The organism is Cryobacterium sp., from assembly GCF_025463825.1.
Classification (GTDB): Bacteria; Actinomycetota; Actinomycetes; order Actinomycetales; family Microbacteriaceae; genus Cryobacterium.
Window position 1 is genome coordinate 1 of record NZ_JAODBG010000064.1, and the last position, 19,886, is coordinate 19,886.

Here is a 19,886-nt window from a genome sequence, read left to right on the forward strand (position 1 = left end):
TGGCCGACCAGGCTGCGAACACCCAGTCGATCTCGATCATCACGGCCCGCAGCGTGGACCATTCCCCGCAGGACATCCCGCCGGGCGGCGATCAGGATCAGGAACAGCAGCAACAGCAACAGCAGAACGCCACTCCGACCGAAAGGACCCTCGAATGCTGAGCCGCATCGCCGAGAGCCTCTTCTGGATCGGCCGCTACATCGAACGCAGCGACGGCACCGCGCGCATCCTGGATGTGCACCTGCAGCTACTGCTCGAAGACCCGTGGATCGAGGAGAACCTCGCCTGCAGGTCGCTGCTGCACCTGATGGGCAGCCCGGTCCCGCCCAACCGCGACCTCACCCGCAAGGACGTTCTGGCGACCCTGGCGGCCGACCGCGCGCATCCGGCGTCGATCGCCTATTCGCTCGGGGCCGCCCGGGAGAACGCCCGCCGGGCCAGGGAGATCGTCTCCACCGAGCTGTGGGAGTGCCTGAACACGACCTACACGAAGATGCCCAAGAACATCGCCAGCGCCAAGACCCACGATTTCTTCGGCTGGGTGCGGGAACGTGCCGCGCTCGCCGTCGGCATCGTGGAGTCCAGCGCCAGCCGTGACGACGCCTGGCACTTCTTCACCCTCGGTCGGAGCCTCGAGCAGGCGGACATGACCGCCAGGCTCCTCGCCACCCGGTCGCTGACCGAGAACAGTGGGCCGTCGTGGACCACGATCCTGCGCTCCTGCGGGGCCTACGAATCGTACCTGCGCACCTACCGGGGCGTGCCGTCGGCCCGGAACGCCGCCGAATTCCTGCTGCTGGACCGCCTCTTCCCCCGCTCGATCGTCTTCTCGATCTCCCGGGCCGAACAGTGCCTGCAGGAACTCGAACCGCGCACCGACCGGGTGGGAGTGTCCGATTCGTCGCAGCGGATCCTCGGCCAGATTCGCAGCCAACTCGAGTACCGGCCGATCATGGAGATCCTGAACGACCTGCCCAAACACATGGACATGGTGCAGGACGCGACCAGCACCGCCTCTGAATCGATCGGGCAACGGTACTTCCCGACCAGCGCGGTCCCGACCTGGACGGGGGAGGCCTCATGAAGCGCCTGCGGATTCGACACACCACCGGCTACCGCTATAACGGCGAGGTGGCCACCTCCTACAACGAGGCCCGGATGCTGCCGGTCACCTCGCCCGACCAGTTCGTGTTGTATTCCAACCTCGACATCAGCCCGGTGTCGAGCAACCACAACTACCTGGACTACTGGGGCACCCGGGTGTCGTCGTTCGAGGTGCTCACCCCGCACGCCGAGCTCACCCTCACCGCCAACAGCCTCGTGGAGGTGTCGCCGCGCGACCACCCGCTGCATCCGATGCCGTGGGAAGACCTCGCCGCCTCGGTGGCCCGGTCGACGTCTTCGGTGGAGCAGTCCTGGCAGACGCCCCTCACCGAACCCCCGGCGGATGTGGTCGCCAGCGCCGCTGAGATCGCGGCCAGGCTCGATCCGTGTGAAGCGGCCCTGGCGATCTGCCGGTTCGTCGGCGAGAACATGGCCTACGTGCAGGGTGTCACCGGGGTCAAGACCAACGCGATGGAGGCCTGGGCCGACAGGCGCGGGGTCTGCCAGGACATCACCCACGTGGCCCTGGGTGCACTGCGCTCGGTGGGCATCCCGGCCCGCTACGTGTCCGGCTACCTGCACCCCAAGCCCCAAGCGGCGATCGGTGAGACCGTCACCGGTGAATCGCACGCCTGGGTGGAGTGGTTCTGCGGTGAGTGGCGCGGCTACGACCCCACCAACCTGATCGACATCGGCGACCGGCACGTCGGCGTGGGGCGGGGCCGCGACTACAACGACATCGCGCCCTTGCGCGGGGTCTACGCCGGCTCGGGCGGATCGCAACTGTTCGTGAAGGTGGAGATTACCCGGGAGTCCTGAGCCGCCCTGTACTTGCGGGTGCGCCCTGTCTACGCTGGTAGTTGCAAGCGCGGTATACTTGCACCATCTTTTCGAGGGAGCGACACGGGATGAGCATCGAGGACGACGCCGTTGAGGTTCGGGCACAGGGCTGGCGCACACTGGCCGCCCTGCACGGACGGATTGAAACCGTGCTCGAACGCGCCCTGCAGTCCGGTGTCGACCTCTCGGTGGTGGAGTTCACCGTGCTCGACGCCCTGAGCCGCCAGCACGGCTGGCACATGCGGATGCAGCAACTCGCCCGCGCAGCAGCGCTCTCGAGCAGCGCGACGACCCGCCTGGTGAACCGGTTGGAAGACCGGGCGCTGCTCACCCGCATCCTCTGCGCCGACGACCGGCGCGGCATCTACACGGAACTCACCGAGGCCGGCAAGGCGCTGCTCGCCCGCGCCCGCCCGGTCTACGACCAGGCCCTGGCCGGCGCCCTCGCGGCGGCGGAGGAGGAGCCGGAGCTCGGCCCCCTCGTCGACGCCCTGCAGCGCCTGCCCGACCCGACCCGAGCCGCCGTCTAGACTCGCCCGCCGCACCCGCACCCGCACACCGCTCGTCCCGCCTGCCTGCGCTGGCCTGCGTTCCATCGCGAGTTGCTGCATAGCGCCTCTTCAGGGGCGGCAAAGTCAAGTGGTGGATGCAACGGGTCGGGATTCTAGGCGGGGGCGTGGGCCTCGAGGAACTCGTAGACCTCGGTGGGGTCGACGCCGGGGAAGGTACCCGTGGGCAGGGCGGCGAGCAGGCTTGTGGGGGTGCGCGCGACCGGCCAGGACTGGCCCTCCCACCGGCCGGAGAGCTCGTCGGGCGCGCGACGGCAGCAGGACTCGTCCGGGCAGGTGGACACCGCCCGGTTGGCGGTCTCCCGGCCACGGAACCAGTTGACGTGCGCGAACGGCACCCCCACGCTCACCGAGTAGTCGCCCTCCTTGGCCTTCTCGATGCGGGAGGTGCACCAGAAGGTGCCGGCGGGGGCGTCGGTGTACTGGTACCAGGGACTGAACCGGTCCGGCACGTCGAAGACCGTGCGCGCCGTCCAGCTGCGGCACACGGTGCTGCCCTCCACGGCGCCGAGGGCGTCGCTGGGGAATCGCACATCGTCGTTCTCGTAGGCCTTGATGATGGTGCCGGACTCGTGCACCTTCATGAAATGCACCGGGATGCCGAGCCGGGCGGTGGCGAGGTTGGTGAACCGGTGCGCGGCGGTCTCGTAAGACACCGCGAACGCATCCCGCAGGTCCTCGAGCGAGATGCGGTGCGCCGCCTTGGCCTCGTTCAGCAGCCGCAGGGTGTCGGTTTCCGGCAACAGGATGGCCGCGGTGAGATAATTCGTCTCCACCCGTTGCCGCAGAAATTCCGCGTAATTTCCCGGCTCGGCGTGCCCGCAGAGGTGGCTGGCGAACGCCTGGAGGATCGGCGAACGGCTGTCCCGGGACACCGCCTGCTCGGTGGGCAGATAAATTCGGCCGTTCCGCTTGTCGGTCACCGACCGGGTGGAGTGCGGCAGGTCGCCGACGTAATGCAACGAGAACCCGAGGTGCGCGGCCATGTCCGCGACCACCCGCTGCGACACCGGACCGCCGGAATGCCCGACGGCGGTGAGGAGCTCACGTGCCTGCGCCTCCAGTTCCGGGAAGTAATTGTCCCTGGCGCGCATTTCGCCGCGCAGCTGCGCATTGGCGCGCCGGGCCTCCTCCGGGGTGGCCGCCCGCTCCCGGTGCAGCCGTTCGATCTCGTTGTGCAGCGTGAGGATGGTCTGCAGGGTGTCGTCCGGCTGGCCGGGCCCGACCCGGAAACGGGGCAGGCCGAGGGCCGTGAACACCGGTCCCCGCTGGGCGCGTTCCACCGCGATCTCTAGCGCCGCCCGCGGGCTGGGCGCGTCGGCGCGCAGCAGCTCGTCGACCGTGGTGCCGAGGGCGGCGGCGATCAGTCGCAGCATCGACAGGCGGGGTTCCCGTTTGCCGTTCTCGATCATCGAGATCTGCGACGGCGCCCGGTCCACGGCCGCGGCGAGGATGTCGAGGGTGAGGCCGAGCCGGTGCCGGTGAGCGCGGATCCGGCGCCCCAGGGTGATCGCGTCGAGGCCGCTCTCGGGGGCTTCTGAGCCGTCGGCGGCGCTGGAGAGCGACGTGGGCGAACTGGCGAGTGACGGGACGCGATCGACGGTGACCATGTGCTCATGGTCACATGACGCCAATGTTCCCACAACCGGAAGAACCCGTCTTCTTCTTCGGATCGGGTCTGGGGCACGGGCGGCGGTGCGCCGCAGAGTGGGTGCAGACACACGAACGACCGGCCATCGCCGGAGCACCGGATCTTCCGCACCAGGAACGCAATGACGCCAACCGAGGAGAACACCATGACGAACCCGACCGCATCCGGCCCAACCGGAGCCCGCACCGGCGACCAGACCCAGACGGCCGCAGAGCTCGCCCTCGAATGGGCGGCCGACCCCCGGTGGGAGGGCGTGCGCCGCGACTACACCGCCGACGACGTGATCGCCCTGCGCGGTGCCGTGCGGGAAGAGCGCACCCTGGCCCGCCGTGGCGCGGAAAAGCTCTGGGACCTCATTCACGAGAACGGCACGCCTGAGAAGCCCGAATGGGTGTCCGCGCTCGGCGCGCTCACCGGCAACCAGGCCGTGCAGCAGGTGCGCGCCGGCCTCAAGGCCATTTACCTGTCCGGCTGGCAGGTCGCCGCCGACGCGAACCTCTCGGGCCAGACCTACCCCGACCAGTCCCTGTACCCCGCGAACTCGGTGCCGGCCGTCGTCCGGCGCATCAACAACGCGCTGCTGCGGGCCGGCCAGATCGAGGGCGCGGAGGCGGCAGCATCCGGCGCGGAACCGGGAATCGACTGGATGGCCCCCATTGTCGCCGACGCCGAAGCCGGCTTCGGCGGCCCGCTGAACGCCTACGAGCTGATGGCCTCCATGATCGAGGCCGGCGCGGCCGGCGTGCACTGGGAAGACCAGCTGGCCAGCGAGAAGAAGTGCGGCCACATGGGCGGCAAGGTGCTGGTGCCCACCGGCCAGCACATCCGCACCCTCAACGCGGCCCGGCTCGCGGCGGATGTCGCTGGCGTGCCCACGATCATCATCGCCCGCACCGACTCGCTCGCGGCCACCCTCATCACGAGCGACATCGACGAACGCGACGGTGCGTTCCTCACCGGCGGCCGCACCGCCGAGGGGTTCTACGACACCGCCAACGGCCCGGACGTCGTGATCGCCAGGGGACTCGCCTACGCGCCGTACGCGGACCTGCTCTGGGTGGAGAGCAGCGAGCCCGACCTCGAGCTCGCGCAGCGTTTCGCCACAGAGATCCACGCGCAGTTCCCGGGCAAGAAGCTCGCGTACAACTGCTCCCCGTCGTTCAACTGGAAATCCCACTTGGGCGACGAGCAGATCGCCGCGTTCCAGCGCGAACTCGCCGCCTGCGGTTACGCCTTCCAGTTCATCACCCTGGCTGGCTTCCACGCCCTCAACCACTCCATGTTCACGCTGGCCAAGGACTACTCCGAGCGTCAGATGAGCGCATACGTCGACCTGCAGGAGGCCGAATTCGCCTCGGAGGCCGACGGCTACACCGCCACCCGCCACCAGCGGGAGGTCGGCACCGGCTACTTCGACCGGATCGCCACCGCGCTCAACCCGACCAGCGCCACCCTCGCCCTGGCCGGGTCGACCGAGGCCGAACAGTTCTAGCCCGGCCCGGCCCAGACATCCGCACGCTAAGAAGGAGAACACGATCATGACCACTCCACCGCTGCCCACGGCGCCGACCACCGCTCAGGGGGTTCCGACCAGCACCGGGCCCCGCGCCACCGCCGCCCCGCGCCCCGCCCGAGCTTTCGGTGAGACCAGCACCGGCAGCTTCGCCACCATCCGCCCGCACCTCACGATCACCGGGTCGCTCGGCGACCGGTACGACGAGATCCTCACCCCGGCGGCGCTGGACTTCCTCGCCGAACTGCACGACCGGTTCGCCGGCACCCGGCACGACCTGCTGGCCGCCCGGTTGCAGACCCGGGTGGATGCCGCCAACGGCCGCGACCCCCGGTTCCTGCCGGAGACCGCTCACATCAGAGACGACCACACCTGGCGGGTCGCCGGCCCCGGCCCGGGATTGACCGACCGCCGGGTGGAGATCACCGGGCCGACCGACCGCAAGATGGCCATCAACGCGCTCAACTCCGGAGCCGCCGTGTGGCTGGCCGACCAGGAGGACGCCACCAGCCCCACCTGGGCCAACGTGGTCGAGGGCCAGCTCACCCTGTACGACGCGGTGCGCGGCACCCTCACCTTCGACGGCCCGGACGGCAAGGCATACCGGGTCACCGGTGCTCCGACCGGCCCGCGGGCCGGGTCGACGCCGACCATCGTGATGCGACCGCGCGGCTGGCACCTGGTGGAAAAGAACCTCACCTTCGTCGACCGGGCGAACCGGCGGATGCCTGCCTCCGGCAGCCTGGTGGACTTCGGCCTCTACGCGTTCCACAACGCGCACCGGCTGGTCGAGAGCGGCTCCGGAGCGTACTTCTACCTGCCCAAGCTGGAGAGCCACCTCGAGGCGCGGCTGTGGAACGACATTTTCAGTCACACCGAAGACCATCTCGATCTCGGGCACGGCACCATCCGGGCCACGGTGCTGATCGAAACGATCCAGGCCGCGTTCGAGATGGACGAGATCCTCTACGAGCTGCGCGACCACTGCGCGGGCCTGAACGCCGGCCGCTGGGACTACATCTTCAGCATCATCAAGACCTTCCGCGCCCGGGGAAGCCGTTTCGTGCTGCCCGACCGTAAGGCGATCACCATGACGGTGCCGTTCATGCGCTCGTACACCGAGCTGCTCGTGGCCACCTGCCACCGGCGCGGGGCGTATGCCATCGGCGGGATGAGCGCCTTCATCCCCAACCGGCGGGACCCCGCCGTCACTGAACGGGCCTTGGAGCAGGTCGCCGCCGACAAGCGCCGTGAGGCCGGCGACGGTTTCGACGGCACCTGGGTCGCCCACCCCGACCTGATCCCCACCGCGCGCGCCGAGTTCGACGCGGTGCTCGGCGACCGGGCCAACCAGCTCGAGCGCACCCGCGACGAGGTGAGCGTCACCGCCGCGGAGCTGCTGGACGTGGCCTCGGCCGGCGGGCAGGTCACCGAGGCCGGCGTGCGCGACAACGTTCGCATCGCGCTTCGATACATCGAGTCCTGGCTGCGCGGGGTGGGAGCGGCCGCCATCGATAACCTGATGGAGGACGCCGCGACCGCGGAGATCTCCCGGTCGCAGGTCTGGCAGTGGATCCACCAGGGCACCGCCACCGCGGACGGCCGTCGGATCGACGCCGCCTGGGTCACGGAGGTGCTCGCCGAGGAGCTGGCGGCGCTGCCCCGCGCCGCCGGCGACCGGTTCGACGATGCGCTCGAGGTGTTCCGGGCGTCGGCCCTCGAACCCGAATTCCCGACCTTCCTCACCGTCGCCGCGTACGCCCGCTACCTGTAGGCGCCCGGCTCTTCAGAACGGCCCCGTCGGCACCCCGACGGGGCCGTTTGCTTGCGCGGGCCCGGGATGTGAAGCTGGACCAATGACCGATTCCCCGCCCGCCGGGCCCGTCACCGAGGTGCGGGTGCGCCCCGCACGCCCCGGCGAGGCCGCCGCGCTCGCCGAGCTGGCAGCCGCCACCTTCGCGCTGGCCTGCCCACCGCACACCAGCGCCGACGCCATCGCCGCGTTCCTGCGCGACGTGCTGGCCCCGGCCAACTTCGAGGTCTTCCTCGCCGACCCGGAGCGGCTACTCCTGGTGGCCGAGAACGACGCGGTCACGCTCATGGGCTACACGATGCTGGTCTTCGGTGAGCCGCACGACGCGGATGCCGCCGACGCGATCCGCATCCGCCCCACCGCCGAACTCAGCAAATGTTATGTGCGCGCCGAAGCGCATGGCACCGGCGCCGCCGGCGCCCTGATGGCCGCCACCCTCGACGCCGCCCGGGAGCGTGGTGCGACCGGCTCCTGGCTCGGGGTGAACCAGGAGAACGATCGGGCGTTGCGCTTCTACGGCAAGCACGGCTACGAGCGGGTGGGCATCAAGCGCTTCCTCGTGGGCGAGCGCTACGAGGACGACTACGTCCTCGAGCGCGCGCTCTAGCCCGGCTCACGCCGCAACTGTTGCCGAAGCGGACAAATGGTCCCGGTGTGCCGGACGCAATTGTCCGCACGGGCAACAGTTGCGGGGCTAGGCCGGGTCGGGGCGGGCGGCCTTCACCTGGTCGTAGGCGGCGAGGGCGGCCCGGCGGGTCTCACCAAGGTCCACGATCGGTGCCGGATAGGTGTCGGTGCCCCACTCGGGCACGTTCTGGCGCACGTACTCGTTGTTCGGGTCGAACTTGGTTGCCTGCAGCTCCGGGTTGAAGACCCGGAAGTACGGTGCGGCGTCCGCGCCGGAGCCCGCCACCCACTGCCAATTGAACGGGTTGCTGGCCGGGTCGGCGTCGACGAGGGTGTCCCAGAACCACTGCTCGCCCTGCCGCCAGTCGATCAGCAGGTTCTTGATCAGGAATGACGCGGTCACCATGCGGATCCGGTTGTGCATGCTGCCGGTGCGCCAGAGTTCGCGCATGCCGGCGTCCACCAGGCGGAAGCCGGTGCGGCCCTGCTGCCACGCGGTGAGGGCTTCGGCGTCGAGCGGCGGCCAGGGGAACGCGTCGAAGCCGGCGCGCAGATTGGCGGTGGCCAGATCGGGGGCGTGGAACAGCACGTGGTAGGCGAATTCCCGCCAGCCGATCTCGGTGAGGAACCGGGTGGCGCTGGTCGCCGCCGCGCCGGTGAGGCCCCGGCGGGCGACGTCGGTGGCGTGCCAGATCTGGTGCGGGCTGATCTCCCCCCAACGCAGGTGCGGGGACATCCGCGACGTGGCCTGCTGCGCGGGCAGATCTCGCTCGGTGCCGTACGGCGGCAGGGCCTCGTCGAGGAAGGTGGCAAGGGACTCGTGGGCGGATGCCTCGCCCGGCGACCACGCTTCGCGGAGGCCGCCGGCCCAGTCCGGGCGGGTGGGCTCAAGCGCCCAGCCGGTGAGGTCGTCGCTGCCCAGCCCGCGGGCGGCGTCGTCGAGTTCTTCCGGCGCCGGATAGGGCGCCCGCGGCGGCGGCCCGGCCGTGCACGCCCGCCAGAACGGGGTGAACACCGTGTACGGCGTGCCGCCGCCGGTGCGGATGGTCCACGGCTCGAAGAGCAGGGAGCCAGCGAAACTGTGGGCCACGATCCCGGCGTCGGTGAGGTTGGCCTTGATGGCGGTGTCCACGTCCCGCTCGGCGGCGCCGTAGCGGCGGTTCCAGAACACCGCGCCCGCACCGAGCTCCTCGGCCAGCGCGCCGATCAGGGGCTCAGCGGCTCCGCGGCGCAGCACCAGGCGGGCGCCACGGGCGGCGGCATCGGCAGCGAGGGAGGCCAGGCTCTGGTGCAGCCACCAGTGCGCGGCGCCGCCGAGTGGACGGATGCCGGGAGACACCTCGTCGAGGATGTAGACCAGCGCCACCGGGCGGCCGCGCTCCACCGCTGCGGTGAGCGCCGGGTTGTCGCCCAGGCGGAGGTCGTCGCGGAGCCAGACCAGGGAGGGGCCGTCCGGCCGAGCGGGCTGGGGAGTGGCCCCAGTGGTGGCGGTGGCGGTCATGCTGCGCTCTCGGCGTCGCCGGTGGCGGCCCGTTCGGCGTCGTCAGTGACGCGAGCGGCGTCCTGCTCGAGGTCGGTGACCCGCAGCACGATCTTGCCCCGCGTGTGCCCGCCCTCGAGGGCCCGGTGGGCGGCGGCGCCGTCGGCGAGGTCGAAGACCTGGTCGATGTTCACCCGCACGGTGCCGTTGTCGATGAGCGCGGAGATGGCGTCGAGCACCCGGCCGTCAGCGGGCACCTTGTAGCCGGTGGCGCGCACGCCCGCCGCCGCGGCCTCTTCCTGCATGGTCGGCCAGCTGCCGGTGGGTGCGTTCACGAGCAGGCCATTCGGCCGCAACACGCTGAGCGACCGGGTGCCGGTGTTGTCGTGCACGTTGCCGATCAGGTCGATGACGCTGTCGATGCCCCGCAGTTCGTCGTCGAAGCGGGTGCTCGTGTAGTCGATCACATCGTGCGCGCCGAGCCGGCGAAGGAACTCGACCGACGCGGTGGAGCCGGTCGCGGTGACGTGGGCGCCGAGGTGCCGGGCGAACTGCACCGCGAAGTGGCCGACGCCGCCGCTGCCGGCGTGCACCAGCATCCGCTGACCGGGACCCGCCTGCGCGAGGGTCACCATTCCCCAGGCCGTCAGGGCGGCCAACGGGATGCCTGCGGCCTCGATATGGCTGATCGCGGAGGGCTTCCGGGCGACCGACAGGCTCGACACCGCCAGGTACTCGGCGTAGCTGCCCGCGATGCGGGGGGCCCGGGCCATGCCGTAGACGGCGTCGCCGGGCTGCAACGGGAAAGAGTCGTAGGGCGCCCGCACGACGACGCCGCTGAAGTCGTTGCCGAGCACGGCCGGGAAGCCGGGGATCACGGCGGCGGGGCCGGAGCCCGCCCGGGTCTTGGCGTCGATGGGGTTGATGCCCGCAGCCACGACACGGACGAGCAGTTCGTCACCGACTGCGAGGGGCAGCGGCAGCTCCGCCAGATGCAGCTCGTCCGGGCCGCCAGCCCGATCGATGACGAGGGCGCGCATGTGCGTGGGCAGGACCGGGTTCATGGGCATGGTCCCATTCTGGATCACGAGACTGACAGCTCCCAGGCGGCTCGGTGCACCGAAGCCGGGTCACGGTCAGGTGCCGCTCGGGCCACGGGTGGCGAATCGCTGTTGCAGCAGCACCGCCACCACGATGATGAGGCCCTTGGTGACGGCCTGCACCGAGGTGTCCAGGTTGTTCTGGGTGAACACGTTGGTGAGGGTGCTGAAGATCAGCACGCCCAGCACCGTGCCCACGATGGTGCCTCGCCCGCCGACGAGCAGGGTGCCGCCGACCACAACCGCGGCGATGGCGTCGAGTTCGTAGAGCGTGCCGTGCGTCGAGGTTCCGGCGGTGGTGCGGCCGAGCATCATGATGCCGGCGATTCCCGCGGTCAGGCCGCTCAGCACGTAGACGTAGACCAGGTGCCGCTTCACCCGGATGCCGGCCAGGCGAGAGGCCTCCCGGTTGCCGCCGATCGCCACGGTGCGGCGGCCGAAGGTGGTGCGGTTCAGCAGGAACCAGGCGATGATCGCGACGATGAGGAAGATCCAGATCAGCAGCGGAACGCCGATGATGCTGGAGCGGGTGAACTGCAGGAACCCGGTCTCGATCACGATCTGCGTGCGTCGGCCCGAGATCAGTTCGGCCAGCCCGCGGGCGGCGACGAGCATCGCCAAGGTGGCCATGAACGCCACGACATTGCCGTAGGCGATCACGATCCCGTTCACCAACCCGGCCGCGATGCCCACGCCGAGCGGAATCAGGATCATCAGCACCCAGGAGCTCTGGGTTGCGGCCGCCTGCACGGCCGCGAGGCTCGCGACCACGGTGGCCAGCCCCATGACCGACCCGACGGAGAGGTCGATGCCGCCCGCCGTGATCACGAAGGTCAGGCCGATGCTGATCACACCGATGATCGAGGCGAAACGGATGATGGTGAGGAGATTGTCGTAGCTGGCGAACCTGTCCCCGGCGGTGATGGTGCCCACGATCACCAGGATCAGGAGGGCGATGACCAACCCCAGGTTGCGGCCGACCGATCCGCTGAGGATCCGCCGGACGACGCCGGGACGATTCTGCCCAGGGGCTGGGGGAATTTCCTCGGCCCGGGCGGCGACGGCGCCGTTCTGTTCGCTCACGCGGCAGCTCCTTTCATGACCAGATCGAGCACGCCGTGCTCGTCTATGTCGCGGGCGTTCGTGGTCTTGAGCACCTCACCATCGCCGATGACGAGCACCCGGTCGGCCAGGCCGATGACTTCCTCGATCTCGCTGGACACCAGGACGATGGCGGTGCCGGCGGCGGCGAGGCGTCGGATGAGGGCGTAGATCTCGGCGCGGGCGCCGACGTCGACACCCCGGGTCGGCTCGTCGAGCAGCAATACCTTGGTGCCGTGGACCAGCCAACGGGCCAGCAGCACCTTCTGCTGGTTCCCGCCCGAGAGAGTGCGGGTGGCCCGTTCCGGGCTGGCCGGTCGCAGTTCGAGCGCCTGCATCTGTTCGAGCGAAACCTGCCGTTCTCGGCGCTCGTCGAGGAACCCGCCGCGGGCGAACCGGGCGAAGGTCGACAGGGTGACATTGCGGTAGACCGGCTCGTCCAGGATCAGGCCCTGGCTCTTGCGCTCCTCGGGGGCCAACCCGATGCCCGCCTGCACGGCGGCCTTCACCGAACCTGCCTTGAGCCGGCTGCCGGTCACGGTCACCGCCCCGGACGACGCCTTCCTGGCCCCGTAGACGGTTTCCAGAATCTCGGACCGGCCGGACCCGACCAGCCCGGCGAGGCCGACGATCTCGCCCGCGCGCACCGAGAAGGCCACGTCGGAGAAGTGTCCACGCAGGCTCAGGCCCTGCACGTCAATCAACACCGGCGCATCCGGAGGTACCGGCACACGTTCGGGGAAGACGTTCGCGACGGCCCGCCCGGTCATCAGGGTGATCAGGTCGGCGGTCGGAGTCTCCTGGGCGCTCAGACCGACCGCCATGGTGCGGCCGTCCTTGATGACGGTGATCCGGTCGCCGATCTGCCGGATCTCCTCGAGCCGGTGGGAGATGTAGACGACGGCGACCCCCTGCGAGGTGAGTTCGCGGATGACCCGGAAGAGGTTGCGCACCTCCTCCGAGTCGAGCACCGCACTGGGTTCGTCCATGATGATCAGCTTGGTGTCGTGGGACAGCGCCCGCGCCATGCTGACGATCTGCTTGTTGGCTGCCGAGAGCCGGCCCACCTCCGTGCTCGGCGAGAGGTTGCCGTGCCCGAGCCGCACGAGCAGTTTGCGGGCCTCCTGGTTGGCCTCGCTCACCTTGAGCACTCCGCCGGCTGCGCGTTCGTGGCCCAGAAAGATGTTCTCGGTGATGGTGAGGCCGTCCACGACGTCGAGTTCCTGGTACATCGTGGCGATGCCGAGGCCGAGGGCGGCGACCGGATGGTTGATGCTGACTTCGTTCCCCTGCCAGACGATCACACCGCCGTCGGGCTGGTGCACGCCGGAGAGCACCTTGATCAGGGTGGACTTGCCGGCGCCGTTCTGGCCGAGCACGCAGTGCACCTCGGCCGCGCGAACCTCCAGGTCGACGCCCTTGAGCGCTTGCACGCCGGCGAATGCCTTGGTGATTCCGAGCACTCGCAGAAGGGGCGCCGCATGGTCGTCATCGATCATGCAGGCAACATAACACACACATACGTCGAAGCACGAGGTTAAGTCGGCGATAATCGGGTTACTTCTGCTATGGTGTCCGCGTCAACGTTGACAAGCACCCGGGATGCACCCCAGCCGGAGCGCTGCACGACTCTTCGTTGGCGAACACTGCGATTCACCAATTAGGAGGACCACATGCTCGCACTACGCACCCGGCGGCACAAGACACTCTTCGCCACGGGAGCTTCGCTCGCCGTGGTTGGACTGCTGGCGGCCTGCACGCCCGGTTCCACCACCGAGACCAGCGATGCACCCACCAGCGCATCGGTCGAGGGCAATGCCGAGTCCGGCGACACCGTCGTGATCGGCTTCTCCGGCCCCGCCGCCGACCACGGCTGGCTCGGCGCGATCAACTCCGCCGCGCTCGCCGAAGCGGAGAAATACCCCGATATCGACCTGCGCGTGGCGGAAGGCACCAACGACGCCAACCTGCAGATCAGCCAGGTGGAGGGCTTCATCAACGACAAGGTCGACGCCATCGTGCTGCTGCCCACCGATGGCGCCGCACTGACCGAGGTCGCCATCCAGGCGATGGAGGCGGGGATCCCGGTGATCAACGTGGACCGGGAGTTTTCCAGCACCTTCGCCGCCCGCACCACCATCCTCGGCGACAACTACGGCATGGGGGTGAGCGCCGGCACCTACATCTGCGAGGAAATCGGCGACAACCCCGACGCCATCGTGGCCGAGATCGCCGGCATCGACTCGCTGCCGTTGACCCAGGACCGCAGCAAGGGCTTCGCTGACGCCCTCGACGACTGCGGGCTGTCGGTGTCGAACCGGGTGGCGGCGGACTTCACCGTGCAGGGTGGTGAGGCGGCGGCGTCCCAGCTGCTGTCCGCGGCCCCGCAGATCGACGCACTCTGGAACCACGACGATGACCAGGGTGTCGGCGTGCTCGCCGCAATCCAGGCCGCGGGCCGGGATGAGTTCATCATGGTGGGCGGTGCGGGTTCGGCCAACGCCATGCGGGAGATCCAGTCCGGTGAAGGCGTGCTCAAGGCCACGGTCATCTACCCGTCCACGCAGGCCGCCGACGGCATCCGCCTGGCCCGCCTGCTCGTGCAGGACAAGGCGATGAGCGACCTCGTCGAGGTGGAGGTGCCCAGCCGGATCGTGCTGGACGCGCCAGTGGTCACGAGCGAGAACGTCGACAAGTACCTGCCGTCCGCGTTCGAGTCCTAACGATCGGGATGCCCGCGGCCCCGGCCGCGGGCATCCCGCGCTTCCGTTTGCACGTTCCCCGTTTTCCGGAAAGAGGACCAGTGGACACGCCCAGCCTTCGCATCGCCATGATCGGCCACGGCTTCATGGGAGCGGCGCACTCCCAGGGCTGGCGAACCGCGCCCCGGTTCTTCGACCTGCCGGCCCGGCCCCAGATGGCACTGCTGGTTGGCCGCACCGCCGACTCCACCGCTGCCGCCGCCGAGAAATGGGGCTGGGCGGAAACCAGCACCGACTGGCGTGCGGCGGTGACCCGGGACGACATCGACATCGTCGACATCGTCACGCCCGGTTCCAGCCATGTCGAAATCGCCCTCGCGGCGCTCGCGGCGGGAAAGCACGTGCTGTGCGAGAAGCCGCTGGCCAACACCGCCGACGAGGCCGAGGCGATGGCGGATGCGGCACAGCGGGCGGCGAGCAGCGGCGTCTTCGCGATGGTCGGGTTCACCTACCGTCGGGTGCCCGCGGCGACCCTTGCCCGGGACCTCGTGGCCGAAGGGGCGATCGGCGAGATCCGTCAGGTGCGCGCCGCCTACCTGCAGGACTGGCTGGTGGACCCCGAGGTGCCGCTGGCCTGGCGCCTGCAAAAACACCTTGCCGGTTCGGGGGCGCTCGGCGACATCGGCGCGCACGCCGTCGACCTGGCCCAGTTCATCACCGGTCAGCGGCTCACCAGCGTGAGCGGGGTGATGGAAACCTTCGTGAAGCAGCGGCCGCTGCTGGCGAGCTCCTCGGGGCTGGGCGGCACGGCCGCCTCCGAGCGGGGCGCCGTCACGGTGGATGATATCGCCCTGTTCACCGGCCGGTTCGAGAACGGGGCGCTCGGATCCTTCGAGGCCACCAGGATGGCCACCGGGCGGAAGAACGCGCTTCGAATCGAAGTGGCCGGCTCCCACGGTGCCGTGTCGTTCGACCTGGAAGACCTGAACGCGCTCGATTACTACGACGCGACCGCCCCCGGCCCCCGGCAGGGCTTCACCCGGATCCTGGTCACCGAGCCCGAGCATCCGTACCTGTCGGCGTGGTGGCCGGCCGGGCACATGCTCGGCTACGAGCACGGCTTCACGCACCAGGCGAAGGACTTCGTCGAGGCTATTGTGGCCGCACGACAACCGGAACCCTCGTTCGCGGCCGGGCTCCAGGTGCAGCGGGTGCTCGCCGCTGTCGAGCACAGCGCGGGTACCGGCAGCGCCTGGACCACAGTCGCCGCGCCGATCCCCGAGACCGCACCCGAACCATCGTCCTGATTCATCCACCCTCGTCTGGAGAAATCGATGCCCCGTCCCATCACCCTGTTCACCGGCCAGTGGGCCGACCTTCCCTTCGAAGAAGTGGCCCGGCTCGCCTCCGGCTGGGGGTACGACGGCCTGGAGATCGCCTGTTGGGGCGACCATTTGGACCCTTGGCGCTGGGATGACGAAGCGTACATCGCCGACCGATTGGCGATCCTGGCGAAGTACAACCTCACGGTCTACGCGATCTCGAACCACCTCAAGGGACAAGCGGTATGCGACGATCCGATCGACCAGCGGCACCACGACATCCTGCCGGACGTGGTGTGGGGCGATGGTGACCCGGAGGGCGTGCGGCGGCGGGCCGCGGAGGAGATGAAGCACACCGCCCGGCTGGCAGCGAAGCTCGGAGTGAAGACTGTGATCGGCTTCACGGGCTCGTCGATCTGGAAGTACGTGGCGATGTTCCCGCCGGTGTCCCAGGAGGCTGTCGATGCCGGATACCAGGATTTCGCGGACCGGTGGAATCCGATCCTGGACGTCTTCGACGAAGTGGGGGTCCGTTTCGCACACGAGGTGCACCCCAGTGAGATCGCCTACGACTATTGGACCACCGTGCGCACCCTCGAGGCCATCGGCCATCGGGCGGCGTTCGGTCTCAACTGGGATCCCAGCCACTTCGTCTGGCAAGACCTCGACCCCGTCGGGTTCCTCTGGGACTTCAAGGACCGGATCTACCACGTGGACTGCAAGGACACCAAGAGGCGGATGGTGAACGGGCGCAACGGCCGGTTGGGGTCGCATCTGGCCTGGGCCGACCCGCGCCGGGGCTGGGACTTCATCTCCACCGGGCACGGCGACGTGCCCTGGGAGGACAGCTTCCGGATGCTCAACACCATCGGCTACGACGGCCCGATCTCGGTGGAGTGGGAGGACGCCGGAATGGACCGGCTGGTGGGCGCCCCCGAAGCGCTGGCGTTCGTGAGGTCGTTGTCGTTTGACGCGCCGACGGCGTCGTTCGACGCAGCATTCAGCAGCCGCTGACCGACGCCGATTTACTTCGCCGGGGCGGCCGACTCCATCAGGTCCAGCACCATGGCGTCGACGCGTGCGGGCGAGAGGGCGTGGTGAATGGCCAGGATGCCCGCTCCGATCACGGCCGCGTCGGGACCCGCGCCGGATTGCACGATCTGGAGGTGCTGGGTGGCCAGGGGCATGGAGCGGGTATAAACCACTTCGCGAACGCCGGCGATCAGCTGCTCGCCGGCTTGCGCCATCGATCCGCCGATCACGATCACCGACGGATTGATCAAGCTGACACACGCCGTGAGCACCTGACCGAGGTCCCGGCCGGCCTGCCGCACCGCCTGGATCGCCTCGAGGTTGCCGTGCTTGACCAGGTCCACCACACCCTGGTTGCTGTCGATGTCGAGACCGAGGTGGCGGAGCGCGGAGAGCAGGGCCGGTCCGGAGGCCAGCGCCTCGAGGCAGCCCCGGTTACCGCAGTGGCAGGGCACGTCGACGCCGCGCGGAACCTGCACGTGGCCGATGTCGCCGGCGATGCCCTGCGCGCCTCGCTGCAGGATTCCGCCGGAGATCACCCCCGACCCGATGCCGGTAGCGACCTTCACGAAGATCAGGTGGTCCACGTCCGGCCAGGCCGTTTCCCGTTCCCCAAGCGCGGAGATGTTCACGTCGTTGTCCACCAGCACCGGAACGTGGAAGTGCGCGTCCAGAGTGCCGCGCACGTCGAACCGATCCCAGCCGGGCATGATCGGCGGGTTGATCGGCCGCCCGCTGCTGTATTCGACGGGGCCAGGCAGGCCCACGCCGATAGCGAGCAGGTCAGCGACACTCCGGCCGGACTGGCGGATCAGGGCATCGCCCGCTTCGACTACCCAACCGAGGACCGCGTCCGGTCCCTCGGCGACGGCGAGCTCGGTCGCGGTCTCGTGCAGTGGTTTGCCGGTGAGGTCGCTGACGGCCAAGCGGATGTGGGAGGCGCCGATGTCCACGGCCAACACGATTTTCATACCCGTCGCCAAGGCGACCTGCGATGACGGTCGTCCACCCGTGGACGGCGCGTCAGCGGTCGGTCCAACAAGTCCGAGCTTCACCAGCGAATCGATCCGCAGCGCGATGGTGGACCGGGCGAGTCCGGTGAGGTTGGCCAGTTCCGTGCGTGTGCGTGATCGACCGTCCCGCAGGATCTGGAACAGGTCGCTGGCACCGGACGAGCCCAGCGCGTCGCCGCGACTTATGTCGATCATGGCACCATCAAATCACAACATTCGACTTATATCGGTCGAAGGCGAACCGATGACCGTCGGCAGCGGTCAGCGGCCGTAGTCGTAGGGCGGGGGAGCGTCGGCCCGTTCCCGTTCCCGCTGGTGGTTGAGCAGGTCGATGAGCTGGTCGGCGAAGCCGACCAGGATGCTGATCTGATCGTCGTCCCGGTCTATCCAGCGGAACTCCGGCACGGCCGAGCGAGGGACGAAGTTATCGTGCTCCTCCCACACCAGCAGCGTGCGGTCGGCCCCGAGTACATACTGCTGCCACCAGATCTGGCGCAGGTACGAACGAGGGATGCTGCGCCACGGCTTGCTGGTGGTCTTGATCTCGGCGAGTTCGAAGACGCCGTTGCCGGCCAGGCCCAGCCCGTCGGGGGTGGCCAGGTGACGGCGCTGGTCCGCAGCGTGGAAGAGGCTGGTGCTCGGCTCGATGCCATAATTCGCCAGTACCCAGGCCGCGATCTCCGGTTCCCTGGCGCGGCCGTGGTCGGTGTAGGGGTTGCCCCCGAAGCCGCTCCCGTTGATCTTCTCCCGAGCCGCGTTGTGCACCGACTTCTCGGTGGCCAGCTTGGCGACATCCGTGGCGGTGATGCCCTGGCTGCGCGCCCGCAACCACGCGACGCGATCGGTGGAATCGGCCACGATGCGACCGAGGTGCGCGAGAGGCGGGGCGTCGGGGATCGCGGGTGTGGCAATCGGGGCTGTCGGGGTCTGCTCATCCAGCTCGAAGAGGGACAGCAGAGAGTGGGGCACAACAACCATTCTGGTCTGTGCCGGCAGCCTCGGCCGACACCCCGCCGGGTAATGCCAGAACCGCAGCGGGGCACAAATATGACCGGACGTTCACCGGCGATACCCCCTTCTGCGTGACGCCGCCGGCCACCAACACCGCGACCAGCGCCACCGAACCCGCCTCGACCGGCGTATCCAGCTGGACAGGCGTCGTTCTGGGTAGCGGCTTCATGACAGTGCTTCTCGGCGCCAGCCTGCTGATCGCCCGCCGGACCCGCCGGGCATGACCCCAACCGGCCATACCCACGAGGACACCCCGGGCGAAAGTCGCCCGGGGTGTCCTCCTTGTCATGTCTGACAGGATCCAAGAATCAGGCGACGTCCCTGACCACGCCCTGTTTGATCAGCAGGCGGCGTTGAGCCCGCCGGGCCACGGCGGAGTCATGGGTGACCACGATGAGAGTGAGGCCGCGGTCCCGCCACAGGCCTTCGAGCAGGTCCATGATCTCGTCCCTGGTCTGCTCGTCGAGGTTCCCGGTGGGCTCGTCGGCCAGGAGCACAGCCGGCTCCTTCACCAGGGCGCGGGCAATCGCCACCCGCTGTTGTTGGCCACCGGACAGTTCAGCGGGAAGGTGGCTGCCACGCTCACCGAGGCCGACGGATTCCAGTGCCGCCGCGGCCCGTGAGGTGCGATCCGCCGAGGAGACGCCCGACGGGGCGAGGGCCGTCTCCACATTTTCCTGCGCCGTGAGGGTGGGGATCAGGTTGAACCCCTGGAACACGAAGCCGATCTCGCGCGCCCGGATCTCGCCAAGCGGACCCTGGCCGAGCTTGGACAAGTCGGAGGATCCGAGCTGCACGGTGCCACCGGTGGGCCGGTCGAGGGCGCCGAGCATCTGCAGCAGCGTGGACTTTCCACCGCCGGTCGGACCCTGGATGGCGACCATCTGGCCATCCGGAATCGACAGCGTGACGTTGTTGAGGGCGGTCACGGACCGCTTGCCCTGGTCATATTTCTTGGTGACGTTCGTCAGTTCATACATGAGGACTCAATTCAATTCGTTTGTTCGT

Annotated in this window: 18 protein-coding genes; 10 read left to right on the forward strand and 8 right to left on the reverse strand. The window is 69.1% G+C overall.

Annotated elements, in window-relative coordinates; genetic code table 11:
• Positions 1-154 precede the first annotated feature (154 nt).
• The 3 genes from JWP54_RS08080 (at position 155) to JWP54_RS08090 (ending at position 2,474) form a co-directional block, all read left to right on the forward strand.
• Entirely contained in the window at positions 155-1,084 is a 930-nt protein-coding gene (locus tag JWP54_RS08080; protein WP_297370073.1) for an alpha-E domain-containing protein, read from the forward strand.
• The gene (locus JWP54_RS08085) at positions 1,081-1,923 is read left to right on the forward strand and encodes a transglutaminase family protein (RefSeq protein ID WP_297370076.1); all 843 of its coding nucleotides are present in this window, start codon (positions 1,081-1,083) and stop codon (positions 1,921-1,923) included. Before JWP54_RS08080 ends, JWP54_RS08085 begins: the two co-directional genes overlap by 4 nt.
• Positions 1,924-2,012: 89 nt before the next feature.
• Positions 2,013-2,474 carry a MarR family transcriptional regulator gene (locus tag JWP54_RS08090; protein ID WP_297370078.1) on the forward strand — a complete coding sequence of 154 codons (462 nt, stop codon included), beginning with the start codon at positions 2,013-2,015 and terminating at the stop codon, positions 2,472-2,474.
• A gap of 134 nt (positions 2,475-2,608) precedes the next feature.
• Here the strand turns inward: JWP54_RS08090 and JWP54_RS08095 are convergent, their stop codons facing one another.
• The gene (locus JWP54_RS08095) at positions 2,609-4,123 is read right to left on the reverse strand and encodes a helix-turn-helix transcriptional regulator (protein WP_297370081.1); all 1,515 of its coding nucleotides are present in this window, start codon (positions 4,121-4,123) and stop codon (positions 2,609-2,611) included.
• A gap of 186 nt (positions 4,124-4,309) precedes the next feature.
• Between JWP54_RS08095 and aceA the strand changes: the two genes are divergently transcribed.
• The 3 genes from aceA to JWP54_RS08110 all read left to right on the forward strand — a co-directional run bounded on the left by aceA (position 4,310) and on the right by JWP54_RS08110 (position 8,097).
• Positions 4,310-5,656, forward strand: coding sequence for an isocitrate lyase (gene aceA / locus JWP54_RS08100; RefSeq protein ID WP_297370084.1), 1,347 nt, complete (start codon positions 4,310-4,312; stop codon positions 5,654-5,656).
• Between the two features lie 46 nt (positions 5,657-5,702).
• Positions 5,703-7,451, forward strand: a complete 1,749-nt coding sequence (aceB, locus tag JWP54_RS08105; protein ID WP_297370087.1) for a malate synthase A — start codon at positions 5,703-5,705, stop codon at positions 7,449-7,451.
• Positions 7,452-7,533: 82 nt separating this feature from the next.
• On the forward strand, positions 7,534-8,097 hold the full coding sequence (locus JWP54_RS08110; RefSeq protein WP_297370091.1) for a GNAT family N-acetyltransferase: 564 nt from the start codon (positions 7,534-7,536) through the stop codon (positions 8,095-8,097).
• Positions 8,098-8,184: 87 nt separating this feature from the next.
• On the opposite strand, the gene JWP54_RS08115 is transcribed toward JWP54_RS08110, so the two are convergent.
• The 4 genes from JWP54_RS08115 to JWP54_RS08130 form a co-directional block, all read right to left on the reverse strand.
• Positions 8,185-9,618, reverse strand: coding sequence for a deoxyribodipyrimidine photo-lyase (locus JWP54_RS08115; protein ID WP_297370094.1), 1,434 nt, complete (start codon positions 9,616-9,618; stop codon positions 8,185-8,187).
• The gene (locus JWP54_RS08120) at positions 9,615-10,667 is read right to left on the reverse strand and encodes an NADP-dependent oxidoreductase (protein WP_297370097.1); all 1,053 of its coding nucleotides are present in this window, start codon (positions 10,665-10,667) and stop codon (positions 9,615-9,617) included. The genes JWP54_RS08115 and JWP54_RS08120 overlap by 4 nt, the downstream gene beginning before the upstream one ends.
• A 66-nt stretch (positions 10,668-10,733) precedes the next feature.
• Entirely contained in the window at positions 10,734-11,693 is a 960-nt protein-coding gene (locus JWP54_RS08125) for an ABC transporter permease (protein ID WP_297370233.1), read from the reverse strand.
• An 83-nt stretch (positions 11,694-11,776) separates the two neighbouring features.
• On the reverse strand, positions 11,777-13,297 hold the full coding sequence (locus tag JWP54_RS08130) for a sugar ABC transporter ATP-binding protein (RefSeq protein ID WP_297370100.1): 1,521 nt from the start codon (positions 13,295-13,297) through the stop codon (positions 11,777-11,779).
• Positions 13,298-13,471: 174 nt separating this feature from the next.
• Here JWP54_RS08130 and JWP54_RS08135 point away from each other — a divergent pair, with 174 nt between their 5' ends.
• From JWP54_RS08135 to JWP54_RS08145, 3 genes are all read left to right on the forward strand, one after another.
• The gene (locus JWP54_RS08135) at positions 13,472-14,521 is read left to right on the forward strand and encodes a substrate-binding domain-containing protein (protein ID WP_297370103.1); all 1,050 of its coding nucleotides are present in this window, start codon (positions 13,472-13,474) and stop codon (positions 14,519-14,521) included.
• 107 nt (positions 14,522-14,628) lie between these two features.
• A complete protein-coding gene (locus JWP54_RS08140) occupies positions 14,629-15,807 on the forward strand; it encodes a Gfo/Idh/MocA family oxidoreductase (protein WP_297370236.1) in 1,179 nt (392 codons plus the stop codon).
• Positions 15,808-15,834: 27 nt separating this feature from the next.
• Positions 15,835-16,836, forward strand: a complete 1,002-nt coding sequence (locus JWP54_RS08145) for a sugar phosphate isomerase/epimerase (RefSeq protein ID WP_297370106.1) — start codon at positions 15,835-15,837, stop codon at positions 16,834-16,836.
• Between the two features lie 11 nt (positions 16,837-16,847).
• Here JWP54_RS08145 and JWP54_RS08150 read toward each other — a convergent pair whose 3' ends face one another.
• Both JWP54_RS08150 and JWP54_RS08155 read right to left on the reverse strand, forming a co-directional pair.
• Entirely contained in the window at positions 16,848-18,062 is a 1,215-nt protein-coding gene (locus JWP54_RS08150; RefSeq protein WP_297370109.1) for an ROK family transcriptional regulator, read from the reverse strand.
• A 66-nt stretch (positions 18,063-18,128) separates the two neighbouring features.
• On the reverse strand, positions 18,129-18,779 hold the full coding sequence (locus JWP54_RS08155) for a YqaJ viral recombinase family protein (protein ID WP_297370239.1): 651 nt from the start codon (positions 18,777-18,779) through the stop codon (positions 18,129-18,131).
• A 170-nt stretch (positions 18,780-18,949) separates the two neighbouring features.
• Here JWP54_RS08155 and JWP54_RS08160 point away from each other — a divergent pair, with 170 nt between their 5' ends.
• Positions 18,950-19,102 carry a hypothetical protein gene (locus tag JWP54_RS08160; RefSeq protein WP_297370112.1) on the forward strand — a complete coding sequence of 51 codons (153 nt, stop codon included), beginning with the start codon at positions 18,950-18,952 and terminating at the stop codon, positions 19,100-19,102.
• 84 nt (positions 19,103-19,186) lie between these two features.
• On the opposite strand, the gene JWP54_RS08165 is transcribed toward JWP54_RS08160, so the two are convergent.
• Positions 19,187-19,858 (reverse strand): ABC transporter ATP-binding protein, encoded by a 672-nt coding sequence (locus JWP54_RS08165; RefSeq protein WP_297370114.1) that lies wholly within the window; start codon positions 19,856-19,858, stop codon positions 19,187-19,189.
• Between the last annotated feature and the right edge of the window lie 28 nt (positions 19,859-19,886).